This window comes from Janthinobacterium sp. PLB04 (genome assembly GCF_021165895.1).
Classification (GTDB): domain Bacteria; phylum Pseudomonadota; class Gammaproteobacteria; order Burkholderiales; family Burkholderiaceae_D; genus Janthinobacterium; species Janthinobacterium lividum.
This window is the reverse complement of record NZ_CP088968.1, coordinates 1,548,544-1,564,107: the sequence shown is the minus strand read 5'-3', so window position 1 is coordinate 1,564,107 and position 15,564 is coordinate 1,548,544. Positions and strand designations below refer to the sequence as shown.

At 60.5% G+C, this 15,564-nt stretch carries 11 protein-coding genes; all 11 read right to left on the bottom strand.

Annotation, left to right across the window (positions count from 1 at the left end; all coding sequences use genetic code 11):
• Positions 1 to 9 precede the first annotated feature (9 nt).
• The gene (locus LSO07_RS06700) at positions 10 to 1,749 is read right to left on the bottom strand and encodes a methyl-accepting chemotaxis protein (protein WP_151094067.1); all 1,740 of its coding nucleotides are present in this window, start codon (positions 1,747 to 1,749) and stop codon (positions 10 to 12) included.
• Positions 1,750 to 2,282: 533 nt separating this feature from the next.
• Positions 2,283 to 2,747 carry a hypothetical protein gene (locus LSO07_RS06695; protein ID WP_151092932.1) on the bottom strand — a complete coding sequence of 155 codons (465 nt, stop codon included), beginning with the start codon at positions 2,745 to 2,747 and terminating at the stop codon, positions 2,283 to 2,285.
• Complete coding sequence (gene dusA, locus LSO07_RS06690) at positions 2,747 to 3,697, bottom strand: tRNA dihydrouridine(20/20a) synthase DusA (RefSeq protein WP_430750578.1); 951 nt, start codon at positions 3,695 to 3,697, stop codon at positions 2,747 to 2,749. Before dusA ends, LSO07_RS06695 begins: the two co-directional genes overlap by 1 nt.
• 164 nt (positions 3,698 to 3,861) lie before the next feature.
• Entirely contained in the window at positions 3,862 to 5,694 is a 1,833-nt protein-coding gene (gene typA / locus LSO07_RS06685; RefSeq protein ID WP_034782534.1) for a translational GTPase TypA, read from the bottom strand.
• Positions 5,695 to 5,901: 207 nt separating this feature from the next.
• Positions 5,902 to 6,837: a tRNA pseudouridine(55) synthase TruB gene (gene truB / locus LSO07_RS06680; RefSeq protein ID WP_052140133.1), complete on the bottom strand. Its 936-nt coding sequence runs from the start codon at positions 6,835 to 6,837 to the stop codon at positions 5,902 to 5,904.
• A gap of 2 nt (positions 6,838 to 6,839) precedes the next feature.
• Positions 6,840 to 7,262: a 30S ribosome-binding factor RbfA gene (rbfA, locus tag LSO07_RS06675; protein ID WP_034782531.1), complete on the bottom strand. Its 423-nt coding sequence runs from the start codon at positions 7,260 to 7,262 to the stop codon at positions 6,840 to 6,842.
• A gap of 115 nt (positions 7,263 to 7,377) precedes the next feature.
• Positions 7,378 to 10,236: a translation initiation factor IF-2 gene (infB, locus tag LSO07_RS06670; protein ID WP_034760145.1), complete on the bottom strand. Its 2,859-nt coding sequence runs from the start codon at positions 10,234 to 10,236 to the stop codon at positions 7,378 to 7,380.
• Positions 10,237 to 10,282: 46 nt separating this feature from the next.
• On the bottom strand, positions 10,283 to 11,848 hold the full coding sequence (gene nusA / locus LSO07_RS06665) for a transcription termination factor NusA (protein ID WP_034782529.1): 1,566 nt from the start codon (positions 11,846 to 11,848) through the stop codon (positions 10,283 to 10,285).
• Positions 11,845 to 12,333, bottom strand: coding sequence for a ribosome maturation factor RimP (gene rimP / locus LSO07_RS06660; protein ID WP_034782527.1), 489 nt, complete (start codon positions 12,331 to 12,333; stop codon positions 11,845 to 11,847). Before rimP ends, nusA begins: the two co-directional genes overlap by 4 nt.
• A 344-nt stretch (positions 12,334 to 12,677) precedes the next feature.
• Positions 12,678 to 14,753, bottom strand: coding sequence for a 23S rRNA pseudouridine(2605) synthase RluB (gene rluB, locus LSO07_RS06655; RefSeq protein ID WP_151092930.1), 2,076 nt, complete (start codon positions 14,751 to 14,753; stop codon positions 12,678 to 12,680).
• Entirely contained in the window at positions 14,746 to 15,540 is a 795-nt protein-coding gene (scpB, locus tag LSO07_RS06650; protein WP_034782524.1) for an SMC-Scp complex subunit ScpB, read from the bottom strand. The genes rluB and scpB overlap by 8 nt, the downstream gene beginning before the upstream one ends.
• Positions 15,541 to 15,564: the final 24 nt, after the last annotated feature.

Here is a 15,564-nt window from a genome sequence, read left to right as displayed (position 1 = left end):
TGACCGCGCTTAAAACTCTTCCCACTCGTCATTGCTGCCGGCGCCTGCCGCCTTGCGTGGCGCCGCGGCGGCCACGGGAGCGGCCGCTTCCGCCTTGCGGGTCAGCGACTTCACCGGGCGCAATGCCGCTGCCGGCTTGCGCACGGCCACTGGTGCGGCGGCCACGGGAGCCGGCACATACGCTGCCGGCTTCTCTTCGCCTTCGACCAGTTTGAAGATGCTGACCACGTGGGCCAGTTCGGCCGCCTGGTCTTGCAAACTTTGCGCCGCGGCGGCTGCCTGCTCCACCAGGGCGGCATTTTGCTGCGTCATACCATCCATCTCGATGATCGACAGGTTGACCTGTTCGATGCCGGCGCTTTGTTCCTGGCTGGCACTGGCGATCTCGCTCATGATGTCGGTCACGCGGCGCACGCTGTCGACCACTTCACCCATCGTCACGCCAGCCTGGCCGACCAGGCGCGTGCCCCGTTCCGTTTTCTCGGCCGAATCGTCGATGAGGATCTTGATTTCTTTCGCCGCGCCAGCGGAGCGCTGGGCCAGGTTGCGCACTTCCGACGCCACCACGGCAAAGCCGCGGCCTTGCTCGCCGGCACGTGCCGCTTCCACGGCCGCGTTCAGCGCCAGGATGTTGGTCTGGAAGGCGATGCCATCGATCACGCCGATGATGTCGACAATCTTCTTCGCCGACTCATTGATCGAGCTCATGGTGTCAACCACTTGCGACACCACGGAGCCGCCCTTGATGGCAACATCCGAAGCGGTGGCGGCCAGCTTGTTGGCTTCCCGCGCATTGTCCGCATTCTGTTTCACGGTCGAGGTCAGCTCTTCCATTGCCGACGCGGTTTTTTCCAGCGCGCTGGCCTGCATTTCCGTACGCGACGACAGGTCGATATTGCCGTCGGCAATTTCACGCGAGGCCGTGCCGATGGTTTCCGTACCGACGCGCACCTGGCCGACGATGCCCACCAGGCTGTTGCGCATTTCCTTCATTTCCGCCAGCAGGCTGGAGGTATCGGAAGGCTGCGTGTGGATGCCGATCGACAGGTCGCCATTGGCGATGCTGCCGGCGATCGATGCCGTGTAGTCCGGTTCGCCGCCCAGCTGTTTCAGCAGGCCGCGGGTAATCACCAGTGCCGCTGCCACGCCCATCGCCACGGCCAGTACGCCGAGGATGATCATGAACAGGCGCGCGCTGTCGAAGGCCTTGCGAGCGTCCGATTGCATCTGCTCATTGAGCTTGTCTTCCAGCACGGCCAGCTGCTCCAGCGCTTCCATCCATTTTTTCTGTACCGGACGGATTTCCTTGATCATCACGCGCGTGGCGCCTTCCGCATCGTTGGCCATCCACAGCGCGGATGCCTTGGCGATGGCCGGCATGGCGGCGGCTTCATATTCCTTGATCGAGGCCAGCAGGGCTTTTTCTTCAGAAGTCGACTCGACGGCGAATTTCTCTTCGAGCTTCTTCTGCGTTTCCTGATAGGTGCTGGTCTGCGTCTTGATACGCGCCATTTCAGGTTCCATATCGCCCGCATCGGTCATCAGGGTCAGGATGCGCAGCGAAGTGATGCGGTCGCTGACGTTGCCACGCATGTCGATCACGAGGCGGGTGACGACGTTGTTGACATTGATCACGTGATCGAGACGTTCCTGGATTTGCGCCATGCGCGCGATGCCGAGGACGGTCACGGCCACCAGCAGAACCAGTACAAGGGCGAAACCCAGACCCAGGCGGGTACCAACCTTCATTTTTGCTAAATTCATTTCGGCTCTTCGTAAATGAAACTATTGATAAGAATTTTGCCCGGCACGACAAGACGAAGGCTGCGTAACACCGGTATCCGCCCTTACCCATTGGTATGCTGGCGGTCTCCGGCCGCACGCAGCCTGGGGTACTTCCTGGTCTACAACAGCCCTGAAAACGCCAGTGACTGCGAATGCAAATTTGTTCCACACACTGAATTTTTGACACCGTTGATGTGAGATCAACATCAAACATTCATATGAGAAATATTTGTCTATAATCAATTATAGGTGTAAATTTTGCCTCAAAGCAAGCAATAAGTACCTGAATAAATAGCTGATTAACTTTCTTCGGGGAAATGGCAACAATGCCGTTTCTTGCCCCTTAGAAATGCCCCACGACAGTGCGGGCGTGCGCCGAAACAGCGCATTTACAACACATGGCATAGCCATATGACATCGTTTTGGGAAAGGTACTCAGAGGAAGGGGTGGTGCGGACAATACCACTGCGCCGGGGCAGCGGTATAGACAACTTGGATCAGCGGTCCCAGCTGCAATACATCATATAGGCGTGGCCGTCCGTACCGAAGACAAAGATGCTCCAGATGGCACCCAATCGACCAGCCGCGATGCCCTGGCCCGATGATACCAATTGATACCAGTACGGCTCGCTGCCCAGCAGCTCGGACAGTTCGCCCTCGAAACCGTCATATAAACGGGTGTCGAGCGGCTCGCGGTCGGCCTCGCTCGTCGGAAGCAAGCGCTCGAGCAGCCACTGGCGCGGCGTGCACAAGGCACCGCTACATACCATGCTTTCGATCGGCTGCAGGCGCATGCCGTCCGGCGGCAGCTTCAGCGTGCGGCACAGCGCGTCGAGCGACGCCTGCGGCGCGATGGGCCCCAGATACTCGCAAAGAAACAGACTGCCATCATCCTTCAGCGCGGTGACGGCTTGCAGGTAGCCATGCAACTGCTGTGCATGGGCGTGGCAGTCGCCGCGCATCAGGCAGGCAAGGACAAGCGCGCCGCCGCTTCCAGCAGCAAACGCGGGTCGCCCGAGGCCAGCTTCTTCGAATCCGACAAGGTCTGGCGGAAGCCGCGCGCGCCGGGCAGGTTCTGCATCAGGCCCAGCATGTGGCGCGTGACGCTGTTCAGCTTCAAGCGCCCCGCCTCTTTTTCCAGCTGCGCGCTGATGTAGGGAATCATCGCTTCGAGCACCTGTTCGCGCGTTTTGACGGGAGCGTCGTCGCCATAGTAGCGCTGGTCGAACTGCGCCATCACATACGGGTTGTGGTACGCCTCGCGGCCCAGCATGACGCCGTCCAGGTGCTGCAGGTGCAGGTCGATCTCGTCGAGGGTCTTGATGCCGCCATTGATGATGAACTCGAACTGGGGAAAATCACGCTTCAAGCGGTAGGCATAGTCATACTTGAGTGGCGGCACTTCGCGGTTCTCCTTCGGGCTCAGGCCTTTCAGGATGGCGTTGCGCGCATGCACGATAAACGTCTTGCAGCCGGCGTCGGCCACGGTGCCGACGAAGTCGCGCACGAAGTCGTACGATTCGCTGTCATCGATGCCGATGCGGTGTTTCACCGTGACGTCGATATCGACCACGTCGCGCATGGCTTTCACGCAGTCGGCCACCAGTTGCGGCTCGGCCATCAGGCAGGCACCGAACGCGCCCTTTTGCACGCGCTCGGACGGGCAGCCGCAGTTCAGGTTGACTTCGTCGTAGCCCCACTGCTGGCCCAGCTTGGCGCTGGTGGCCAGATCCTTCGGATCGCTGCCGCCCAGCTGCAGCGCCACCGGATGCTCTTCCTCGTTGAAGCGCAAATGGCGCTCCACGTCGCCGTATACCAGCGCGCCCGTCGTCACCATCTCGGTATAGAGCCAGGTATGGCGTGTGATTTCGCGGTGGAACTTGCGGCAATGGCGGTCGGTCCAGTCCATCATCGGGGCGACGGACAGGCGGCGGGAAGGCAAAGAAGAGGAAGTCATGGTGTCTACAAAAAAACAGGAGCTGCAAATGACAAACCCGCTGCGCGCCTCACCAGTGATGGTGACGCGGCGCAGCGGGCCGGGAGCGGCATGGCCCGCAGGCCATGCTCTACAACAGATTACGAATCACGCGACGCTTTTTTACGCTCGTGCTCTTTCAGGAAGCGCTTGCGCAGACGGATCGATTTAGGCGTGATTTCCACCAGTTCGTCGTCCTCGATGAATTCGACTGCGTATTCCAGCGACATCTGAATTGGCGGCACCAGGCGCACCGCTTCGTCGGTACCCGACGAACGCACGTTGGTCAGCTGCTTGCCCTTGATCGGGTTGACGACCAGGTCGTTGTCGCGCGAGTGGATACCGATGACCATGCCTTCGTAGACTGGGTCATTGTGCGACACGAACATGCGGCCGCGGTCTTGCAGTTTCCAGATAGCGTAGGCAACAGCAGCGCCGTCATCTTGCGAGATCAGCACGCCGTTACGACGGCCGGCCATTTCGCCACGGGTGTTGTCGACTGGCGCGTATTCATGGAATACGTGGCTCATCAGGCCGGTGCCGCGGGTCAGGGTCATGAATTCGCCCTGGAAGCCGATCAGGCCACGCGCCGGGATCAGGTACTCGAGACGCACGCGGCCCTTGCCATCCGATTCCATGTTTTGCAGGTCGCCACGACGACGGCCCAGTTCTTCCATGACGCCGCCCTGGTTGACTTCTTCCACGTCAACCGACAGGTTTTCAAACGGCTCGTGGCGCACGCCATCGACCATTTTGAAGACCACACGTGGACGCGAAACGGCCAGCTCGAAGCCTTCGCGACGCATGTTTTCGATCAGAATCGTCAGGTGCAGCTCGCCGCGGCCCGATACTTCAAAGATCGTGTCGTCGTCGGTTGGTGCCACGCGCAGAGCAACGTTGGCTTTCAATTCTTTTTCCAGACGGTCACGCAGTTGACGCGAGGTAACAAACTTGCCTTCGCGGCCAGCCAGTGGCGAGTTGTTGACCATGAAGTTCATGGTCAGGGTCGGCTCGTCGACGGTCAGCATAGGCAGCGCTTCCGGAGTGTCCACTGCGCACAGGGTCGAACCGATGCCGATTTCGTCGATACCGTTGATCAGGCAGATGTCGCCGGCGACGGCTTCGTCCACCAGCACGCGCTCCAGGCCCTTGAAGTTCAGCACCTGGTTGATGCGGCCTTTGATTGGCGTGGCGCCTGGGCCATTGATGACCAGCACGTCCTGGCCGACCTTGACGGTACCGCGGTTGACGCGGCCAATGCCGATCTTGCCGACGTACGACGAGTAGTCCAGCGAGGTGATCTGCATTTGCAGCGGGCCTTCAGGATTGTCGTCGCGTACTGGAACGTGTTCCAGGATGGCGTCGAACATCGGCTTCATGTCGCCGCCGCGCACGTCTTCGGTCAGGCCGGCATAGCCGTTCAGGCCCGAAGCGTAAATGATAGGGAAGTCCAGTTGTTCGTCGGTAGCGCCCAGCTTGTCGAACAGTTCGAACGTCTGGTTGATGGCCCAGTCCGGACGTGCGCCTGGACGGTCGATCTTGTTGACGATAACGATAGGCTTCAGACCCAGTGCCAGCGCCTTGCGCGTGACGAAACGGGTTTGCGGCATCGGGCCTTCTTGTGCATCGATCAGCAGCAGAACCGAGTCCACCATCGACAGAACACGTTCCACTTCGCCGCCGAAGTCGGCGTGGCCTGGGGTGTCGACGATGTTGATGTGGGTGCCTTCGTACTCAACGGCGCAGTTCTTCGACAGAATCGTAATGCCGCGCTCCTTTTCCAGGTCGTTCGAGTCCATGACTCGGGTGTCGACCGCTTGGTTTTCACGGAAGGTGCCGGACTGGCGCAGCAGCTGATCCACCAGCGTGGTTTTGCCGTGGTCAACGTGGGCGATAATGGCGATATTACGAATTGCGCGTTTTGTATTTGACATGGTCGTAGTAGTTACTGAAAAACTGCGGAGTGCGTACAAGGTGTACGAGATACCCGAATGCTAATCTATTTCCGGAACCGCGTAGTATAGCATGTTGCGTTGCAACGCTATCTAAAAATGCTGGCGGCTCCCGCAGTCGGGGACGATTTGTTTAAAAAAGCGACACTGTTTAACGAGTGTCGCTGGGTAATATGACGTTGCTGTGACTTATTGATGTGCTGTCGCGATCAGACGCTCCGGGGCCAGGATGCTGTACTCCTGCAACTGGCCCGTGCCCAGCAACTTGCTGTCGTGATACACGCGCACACGGCCCGGTTCGGCCGGTACGGCGACGTCTTCCTTGCCCAGCGCGATGCGCTGGCCATGCAGGAAACGCTTGGCCAATTCTTCCGTCAGCTGGACGGCAGGGAAACTCGACAATAATGCATCGACGGGCGCCAGCAGGCTCAACGGTTCGGCATGCGCCGTCAATTCGTCGAGCGTGACGACGCCGTCCAGCGTCAGGCTGCCCACCTGCGTGCGGCGCAAGGCGTTCAAATGGCCGCCGCAACCGAGGGCATGGCCGATGTCTTCGCCCAGCACGCGGATATACGTGCCTTTGCTGCACATCACGGACAATTTCAGGAACGGGGCGTCATAGCCGAGGAACTCGAGCTTGTGGATGGTCACCGGGCGCGCTTCGCGCTCCAGGGTGATGCCTGCCCTTGCATACTCATATAGGGGCTTGCCGTCCCTTTTCAAGGCCGAGTACATGGGCGGCGTCTGCAGGATAGGCCCGCGGAACTGCGCCAGCACGGCTTCAATCTGCTCGTCGGTGACGTTGACGTCGCGCGTTTCCAGCACTTCGCCTTCCGTGTCGCCCGTATCCGTCGTCTGCCCCAGGTGCACCAGGGTTTCGTAGGTTTTATCGGCTTCCAGCAAGTCCTGCGAGAACTTGGTTGCTTCGCCAAAGCACAGCGGCAGCAAACCCGTGGCGAACGGATCCAGCGTGCCCGTATGGCCCGCCTTCTTCGCGTTCAAGACGCGCTTGGCCTTGATCAGGGCGTCGTTGCTGGACCAGCCGACAGGCTTATCCAGCAGCAGGACACCATCGACCAGGTCGCGCACCCGCTTGATGCCGGGCGGTTTCTTCGGACCCGCCACGCTTATTGCTCGTCCGCTTTGTCTGCAGGCTTTTCGTCCGGCTCGGCGTCGGCCGCGCGCGTGGCGTTGGCCTTGTCGATCAGCAAGGACATTTCCATGCCGCGCGAAGTCGAGCTGTCATGCACGAAATGCAGCATCGGCAGGGTGTGGATGTGCAGGCGCTTGCCCAGCAAGCCACGGATGAAGCCAGACGCGGCCATCAGGCCTTCGGTGGTGTTCTTGATGGCTTCCTTGCTGTCTTTCAACATCGTGAAAAACACCTTGGCGTGCGCGTAATCGGGGGTGATCTGCACTTCGGTGATGGTGATCATCGTGCCGACGCGTGGGTCCTTCAATTCGTAGGCGACGATTTCAGCCAGATCGCGCTGGATCTGGTCGGCCACGCGCAAGCCGCGCGCTGGCATGGTTTTGCTATGTTTAGCCATGATTATTATGCTGTCCTAAGTGCCGCAGGGCGCATGGGTCAAACGGTTGCCCGTTGACCAATGCGCCCCACGTGTTTGCGCGGACAACGATATGTCCGCGCCATTACTTCTGTGATTACAGGGTACGAGCGATTTCCTGGACTTCGAACACTTCCAGCGTGTCGCCAACCTGAATGTCGTTGTAGTTCTTCAGCGACAGGCCACACTCCAGACCGGCGCGAACTTCTTTCGCATCGTCCTTGAAGCGTTTCAGGGAGTCGATCTCGCCGCTCCACACCACGATGTTGTTGCGCAACAGGCGGACGGAAGAAGCACGCTTGACCACGCCATCGGTGACCAGGCAACCGGCAATCGCGCCCACTTTCGAGACCAGGATAACCTGGCGGATCTCGACCTGGCCGATGACGGTTTCGCGTTTCTCTGGTGCCAACATGCCCGACAACGCCGATTTGATCTCGTCGATCGCATCGTAAATGATGTTGTAGTAGCGAATGTCCACGCCATTCGACTCGGCCAGCTTGCGTGCCTGGGCATCAGCACGGGCGTTAAAGCCGATGATGACCGCTTTCGAGGCGACTGCCAGGTTGACGTCCGATTCCGTGATGCCGCCGACGGCTGCGTGAACGACTTGTACGCGCACTTCGGAGGTCGACAGTTTCTGCAGCGAACCGACCAGCGCTTCTTGCGAACCTTGCACGTCGGTTTTGATGATCAACGGCAAGTTTTTCACTTCGCCTTCGGCCATCTGGTCGAACATGTTTTCCAGTTTCGCAGCTTGCTGCTTGGCCAGTTTCACGTCGCGGAACTTACCTTGACGGAACAGACCGATTTCACGCGCCTTGCGCTCGTCAGCCATGACGACGACTTCTTCACCGGCAACCGGCACTTCCGTCAAGCCCTGGATTTCGACCGGAATCGAAGGACCCGCTTCAGCGATGGACTTGCCGTTCTCGTCCAGCATGGCGCGAACACGGCCATACGAAGAGCCCGCCAGAATCACGTCGCCGCGCTTCAGGGTACCGGACTGCACCAGGATCGTCGCGACAGGACCACGGCCCTTGTCCAGACGTGCCTCGACTACCAGGCCGCGTGCAGGCGCATCGACCGGTGCCGTCAGTTCCAGCACTTCGGCTTGCAACAGCACTTGTTCCAGCAGGTCGTCGATACCTTGACCCGTTTTGGCCGAGACCGGCACGAATGGCGACTCGCCACCGTATTCTTCCGGTACCACTTGTTCTGCGACCAGTTCCTGCGTCACGCGGTCCACGTTGCCACCCGGTTTGTCGACCTTGTTGATCGCCACGACCAGCGGTACGCCGGCTGCTTTCGCATGGGCAATCGCTTCTTTCGTTTGCGGCATCACGCCATCGTCGGCGGCAACCACCAGAATCACGATGTCGGTTGCCTTGGCGCCACGGGCACGCATGGCGGTAAACGCTTCGTGGCCCGGGGTGTCGAGGAAGGTGATCATGCCGCGTGGCGTATCGACGTGGTAAGCGCCGATATGCTGCGTAATCCCGCCCGCTTCGCCGGAGGCAACCTTGGCGCGACGAATATAGTCCAGCAGCGAGGTCTTGCCGTGGTCGACGTGACCCATGACGGTGACCACCGGTGCGCGTGGCTTGGTTTCGAAGTGCGCGTGTTCGCCCACATCGGCCAGCAACGCTTCCGGATCGTCCAGTTCGGCGGCGAACGCCTTGTGGCCCATTTCTTCCACCAGAATCATGGCGGTTTCCTGGTCCAGCACCTGGTTGATCGTGCACATCTGGCCCAATTTCATCAAATGCTTGATGACTTCGGATGCCTTGACGGACATTTTGTGCGCCAGTTCGGCCACGGTGATCGTTTCCGGTACGTGCACGTCTTTGACGACGGCTTCCGTAGGAGCCTGGAAGTTCGATTCACGGTCGTCATGGTGCGTCGGGCGACGGCCCTTCGCGCCACCGCGCCAGCTGTCACGGCCGCCTGGGCCGCTATTGCCGCGTGGCTTGGGACCACCGGTGGTGCCGCGTTTTTTCGCGTCATCGGACCAGGTGGACGACACATTGGCCGACTTGATGGATTTCTTGTCTGCAACAGCAGGCTTCTTGTCGCCCGGCTTGTCGCCAGGTTTCTTGTCAGCAGGCTTGTGCAGGGTGCCTTCCGGCGCCTTCGGCTTGACCGGAACCGGTACGGGTTCAGGTGCCTTGATGGCGCGGCGTGGCGCGTTCATCATGGCCTTGATCTGGGCAACTTCGTCGGCAACGGCCTTGCGTGCACGCTCGGTGGCTTCCGCTTTGTCAGCGGCTTCCTTGGCGGCAACAGCAGCGGCAGCCGCTTTCTTCTTCGCTTCTTCGGCGGCAGCAGCTTTTTTCGCTTCGGCGGCGGCGTCGTCAACGACAGGCGCAGCAGCGCTGGCGGCAGGCGCGGCAGCAGCCTTGGCAGCGGCTTTCTTCGCTTCCGCTTCCGCTTCTTTCTTCGCAGCCAGTTCAGCCTGTTGCGTGGCTTTCGCCTGGGCTTCTTTTTCCGCGTCGAGCTTGGCCAGACGTTCTTGCTTTTCGCGCAGATCGGCTTCCTGGCGGGCGATCAGTTCAGCCTGTTTACGGGCTTCTTCTTCACGGCGCGCCACGTCGGCGGGATCGATCACCGGTGCGGCAGGCGCGACCGGTTCTGCTGCGACCGGCGCAGCTTCGTCACGCTGGACGAAAGTGCGTTTCTTGCGCACTTCCACCTGGATGGTGCGCGATTTGCCGGTTGCGTCAGCTTGCTTGATTTCAGTCGTTTCCTTGCGGGTCACGGTGATTTTTTTCTTTTCTGTGTCAGCCGCTGCGCCGTGTGTGCGGCGCAGATGATCCAAAAGCTTGTCCTTATCATCTTTCGACAATGGATCTGACGTCGAACTTTTCTCGACGCCGGCAGAACGCAGCTGCGTCAGCAGCAAATCTGCAGGCATCTTCAGTTCGGTGGCAAATTGGGCTACGTTGTTACTCGCCATTCAGTCCTCTTTTCTATGTGTCGCGGAGATGATAAAGATACTCAAATTAAGCCTTTGCGGATTCGGCCAGACTCCATGCCTTGGCTTGCAACGCCTTGGCACGATCGTCGTATTTCGAGTCAACCAACTTCATCTCATCGTCGGTCACATCTTTAAATTCACTTGTAATCAGTTCACGCGCACGGTCCGCAGACAAGGCCAGGATTGCGCCAAATTCGTCGTATGCCAGTGCTGCAAATGCTTCAACGGTCTTGATACCAGCCAGACCCAGCTTGCCGGCGGTAATGCGGTCCATGCCTTCCAGACCCACCAACGCCTCGTCCATGCCTTCCAGACCCTCTTCCGAAGCAATCGCTTCGGTAACCAGCGCATCACGCGCACGGGTACGGAGTTCATTGACGGTATCTTCGTCAAACGATTCGATTTCCAGCATTTCGGAAATTGGCACGTAAGCGATTTCTTCCAGACTGGCGAAACCTTCTTCCACCAGAATATCGGCCACTTCCTGGTCGACATCGAGCTTTTCCATGAACAGGATGCGCACGGCAGCCGTTTCCTGGGCAGCTTTGTCAGCCGATTCTTCGGCCGTCATGATGTTGATCTTCCAGCCGGTCAGGTCCGAGGCCAGGCGCACGTTCTGGCCGGAGCGGCCGATCGCGATTGCCAGGTTTTCTTCGTCCACGACGACATCCATCGCGTGTTTTTCTTCATCGACCATGATCGACGACACGTTCGCCGGCGCCAGGGCGCCGATGACGAACTGCGCCGGATCTTCCGACCACAGCACGATGTCGACGCGTTCGCCACCGAGTTCGCCAGTCACGGCCTGCACGCGCGAACCGCGCATGCCGACGCAAGTACCGATCGGGTCGATGCGCTTGTCGGCCGTGTAGACGGCGATCTTGGCGCGCACGCCGGCATCGCGGGCAGCGGATTTGATCTCCAGCATGCCTTGCTCGATTTCCGGCACTTCCAGTTCGAACAGCTTCATGATGAATTCCGGCGCGGTGCGCGACAGAATCACTTGCGGGCCGCGCATGTTGCGGTCGATGCGCAAGATGAAAGCACGCACACGGTCGCCGATACGCAGATTCTCTTTCGGGATCATCTGGTCGCGTGGCAGACGCGCTTCGATCTTGCCCGATTCGACGATGGCGTCGCCGCGTTCCATGCGCTTGATGGTGCCGGTGACGAGCGAATCGCCGCGTTCCAGGAAGTCGACCAGGATCTGTTCGCGTTCGGCATCACGCACGCGCTGCAGGACGACCTGTTTGGTATCCTGGGCGAAACGGCGGCCGAATTCAACTGATTCGATCGGTTCTTCGATATGGTCATCGACTTCGATATCGGAAATCTGTTCTTTTGCCTCGAAATGCAGGATCTCCTGATCCGGCAATTGCAGGCCCGCTTCATCGGGCACCACGTGCCAGCGGCGGAACGATTCGAATTCGCCCGTTTCGCGGTCGATCGAAACGCGGATGTCTACCTCACCCTCATACCGTTTCTTCGTGGCTTGCGCCAACGCGAATTCGAGGGCGCCGAAGACGACATCTTTATCGACGTTTTTTTCGCGCGCCAGCGCGTCAACCAATAATAAAACTTCGCGGCTCATGCTTTGCGTCCCTTAAAAACCACCTGCGGCACCAAGCGTGCCTTATCCACATCCGCGAGCGTAAACTCCAACATCGCCGGACCATCCTTACCTTCAAATTCCAACGACAATTTATCGCCCACGGGTTCTTGCAAGATCCCCTGGAACGATTTCCGGTTGTTCGTACCCGGCATCGCCACCATCAGCTTGACGATGATTTCCTGGCCTGCGAAACGGACAAAGTCTTCCAGCTTGCGCACCGGACGATCCAGACCCGGGGAAGAAATTTCGAGACGCTCGTAAGGAACGTTCTCTACCGTCAACACATGCGATAACTGGTGACTCACCGTGGCACAGTCTTCGACCGTGATCGGACCTTTTTCAGCGGCATCGGCGGCGCTGAAATCAATAAAGACGCGCAGCAGTCCGCGCTCGGCACGTTCGACATCAACGAGCTCATAGCCCAGACCAATCACTGTCTTTTCAATTAATCCCAACTGCTGCAAGAAATTCTCCAGAAATAAGGCCCGTTTTCAGCATGAGAGCGCCGCATTGAGCGCCGACAACATGCAAAAACACGCATTCAAGTCATATATGGCCCCTTGCGGAGCCATTACAAACGGTTCAACAAAAAAAAAATGGGCATCTGCCCATCTTCTTGTATTTTCCCAACCAGATGAAAGCACTCCCCACCAAACAACCCTGCGGAGAACTTTTATTAGGCTGCAGATTATAACCTCTTATTAACTTCGCCGCAATGCCGCACGCAAGGAGCGGCCCGGCTTACAACAGTTACAAGAGCGCGCACCCGCAGCAGATCAGCGGGCGCGCAAGAAGAAACTCTTCCCGATTAACCTTTGCTGCGGCGGCGCGGCATGCCATCCATGCCGCCACGGTCCATGCCGCCACGCGGCTGGCCACCGGAACGCGCTTGCCCACCGGCACCACCGCCCGTATTGCGGCGCGGACCCGTGTTGGCGAAGCCGAATGCCGTCTGCAGCGGATCGGGCTGGCGCGGACCGCGCTGCGGCGCGCGGCCTTCGCCACCACCGGCCGGACGGCCCTGGCCTGCCGCACGCGGCGGACGACCCTGGCCTTGTGGCGAACCTTCGAACGATGCCGACGAGCGGGGCTGGCCGCCCTGGAACGGACCTTGCGGCTGGCCGCGGCCAGGACCACGCGCTTCGCCTGGACGGCCTGCGCCGCCCGGGCGACCCTGACCTTGCGGACGGGCAAACTGGCCTTGCGGCTGGCCACGGCGCGGCGCGACCGGGAAAGGATCGGCGTTGCGGTTGCTCACATCGATGCGGTTGCCATTCGGCTCGTCATCACGGCTGGCCTTGCGCGCTTCGCGGCCCTTGGCGGCGCCAGCGGCACGAGGGTCGCCCGATGCCGGCATTTTCTTTTCGATGCCGTAGGCGGTCAGCAGGTCGCGCACGGTGTTTTCATCCATCTCTTCCCAACGGCCGCGTTTCAGGCCGCTCGGCAGGGTCATGGCGCCGTAGCGGGTACGGATCAGGCGCGAAACGGTCAGACCGATCGCTTCGAACATGCGGCGCACTTCGCGGTTACGGCCTTCGCCGATCACCACGCGGTACCACTTGTTGATGCCTTCGCCGCCGCCATCGGCGATCTTCGAGAACTGCGCCAGGCCGTCTTCCAGCTCGACGCCGGCCAGCAGTTTCTGGCGCATGCCCTCTTCCAGCTCGCCCAGGGTACGCACGGCGTACTCGCGGTCGATGCCGTAGCGCGGGTGCATCAGGCGGTTGGCCAGGTCACCGGACGTGGTAAACAGCAGCAAGCCTTCCGTGTTGAAGTCGAGGCGGCCAACGGCCAGCCACTTGCCCGCTTTCATGGTCGGCAGGCGGTCGAACACGGATGGACGGCCGTCCGGGTCGTTGTGGCTGACGATTTCGCCGGCCGGCTTGTGGTAGACCAGTACGCGTGGCGGCTTCTTGCTGACGCGGCGCTGGATCAACTTGCCGTTGATGCGCACGTGGTCGCTCGGCAGGATGCGCTGGCCGATGTGGGCCGGCTCGCCATTCACGGACACGCGGCCCGAAATGATCAGGTCTTCCATGTCGCGGCGCGAACCGAGACCGGCTTCGGCCAGCACCTTGTGCAGCTTCGGCGCGTCATCGTCGGACGTCAGGTCGCGGCGCACGGCCGCTTTCTGCACGCGGCCCGTGCCGCCCTCTTCGCTGTCGAAAGCGTCGGAGGTGACAAACGAGAACACGGCATCAGCGTCGCTGAGCTTGCCTGGCGCAGCCTGGCGGCCCTTGCCCTTCTTGCGGCTCTTGCCGGCATTCTTGCCAGCGCCCGGTACATCGTTGCGCGGACCGCGCGGCAGGCGCGGGCCGGACACGAGATTGCCTTCGGCATCGAACACGTCGGCGACAGGCGCCGCAGCTTGCTCCGCGGCAGGCGCTGCGGCAACGGCATCGGCTGCCTGCGGCGCTTCCGCGCGCGGCGGCTGGCGCAGCGCGCGTTCCGCCTGCACGCCACGCATCTGGCGCGGACCGCGGGTCGGGCGCGCTTCGGCCGGCTTGTCGGCGACGGCTTCCGGCGCCGTTTCAGCGACGGCGGCAGCGGCCTTCGCGGCGGCGCGGGCGCGCGGTGGACGCGGCGCAGGTGCGGCGACGGCTTCGGCAGCCGCTTCGGCGGCGTCGGCCACCGCCTTCAGGGCTGGCTTGGCGCGGGTTTTCTTGACGGCAGGCGCAGCTTCTTCTACCGCAGCAGCGGCAACGGGCGCGTCGGCAGCCACGTCGGCTTTCGTGCGGCGCTTCGGCTTGGCAGCGGCGGTATCGCCGGCAACTGCAGCAGCAGCCGTATCGGCTTCGATCTGGGCCTTGGTGCGGCGCTTGGGCTTGGCAACGATGGCTTCGTCGCTGGCGATTACTGTCTCGGGTGTGTTCGGATTATTCATTCTTCGTTTCTTGGCTGTGCTGACCTGGCGCAGCGTCAACCGTTAGTTCTGGCGCAGGGTCGTGAGTGTAGGCTTCGTCCGTGGGCGAAGCATCGGGGCCGGCATCAAGGCTTGCTGTCACATCTACATCTGTCACAGCCGTATTGCTACCTGCACCAAGCTGGGGGACAAGCTCATTGCTTGCCTTGTCAAAATTTTCTTGCAGGGCCGCTTCCAGGGCTTCGAGCCCATTGCCCTGCATTTCACTGATTTGCTGCAAAGGCGGCAGCTGGGACAGCGAATGCAAACCCAGGTCATCCAAAAACTGCTTGGTGGTGGCCAGCAAGGCCGGCCGTCCCACCACGTCGCGGTAGCCGATGGCATCGACCCAGCCACGGTCTTCCAGCATCTTGATCGTCTGCGAATTGACGGCAACGCCGCGAATCTCCTCGATATCGCCGCGCGTCACCGGCTGGCGATAGGCGATGATGGCCAGGGTTTCCAGGGTCGCCCGCGAATACTTGGGCGGCCGCTCGGGCGTCATGCGATCGAGATACATCTTCATTTCCGGGCGGCTTTGAAAGCGCCAGCCCGAAGCGAGACTGACGATCTCGATGCCGCGCCCTTCCCACTCCTGCCGCAACTCTTCCAGCAATTGCTTGATCGTATCGGCGCCAACGCCGACACCACGCACGCGACCATTCTCGTCCGCATCGACGAACAGCTTCTTCAAGCTGTGGATCGTCAGCGATTCACGAGCGCACAGCAACGCGGTTTCGAGGACTTTTTTAGCCTCAATTGTATTCATAGCAATTCTGTGCGGATGTGTATT

What these genes read in the sequence shown, in the direction of transcription:
- rbfA (WP_034782531.1), bottom strand. Translation starts at nt 7,262, where the DNA reads ATGGCTAAACATAGCAAAACCATGCCAGCGCGCGGCTTGCGCGTGGCC.
- infB (WP_034760145.1), bottom strand. Translation starts at nt 10,236, where the DNA reads ATGGCGAGTAACAACGTAGCCCAATTTGCCACCGAACTGAAGATGCCT.
- LSO07_RS06700 (WP_151094067.1), bottom strand. Translation starts at nt 1,749, where the DNA reads ATGAAGGTTGGTACCCGCCTGGGTCTGGGTTTCGCCCTTGTACTGGTT.
- nusA (WP_034782529.1), bottom strand. Translation starts at nt 11,848, where the DNA reads ATGAGCCGCGAAGTTTTATTATTGGTTGACGCGCTGGCGCGCGAAAAA.
- LSO07_RS06695 (WP_151092932.1), bottom strand. Translation starts at nt 2,747, where the DNA reads ATGCGCGGCGACTGCCACGCCCATGCACAGCAGTTGCATGGCTACCTG.
- dusA (WP_430750578.1), bottom strand. Translation starts at nt 3,697, where the DNA reads ATGATGGACTGGACCGACCGCCATTGCCGCAAGTTCCACCGCGAAATC.
- scpB (WP_034782524.1), bottom strand. Translation starts at nt 15,540, where the DNA reads ATGAATACAATTGAGGCTAAAAAAGTCCTCGAAACCGCGTTGCTGTGC.
- typA (WP_034782534.1), bottom strand. Translation starts at nt 5,694, where the DNA reads ATGTCAAATACAAAACGCGCAATTCGTAATATCGCCATTATCGCCCAC.
- rluB (WP_151092930.1), bottom strand. Translation starts at nt 14,753, where the DNA reads ATGAATAATCCGAACACACCCGAGACAGTAATCGCCAGCGACGAAGCC.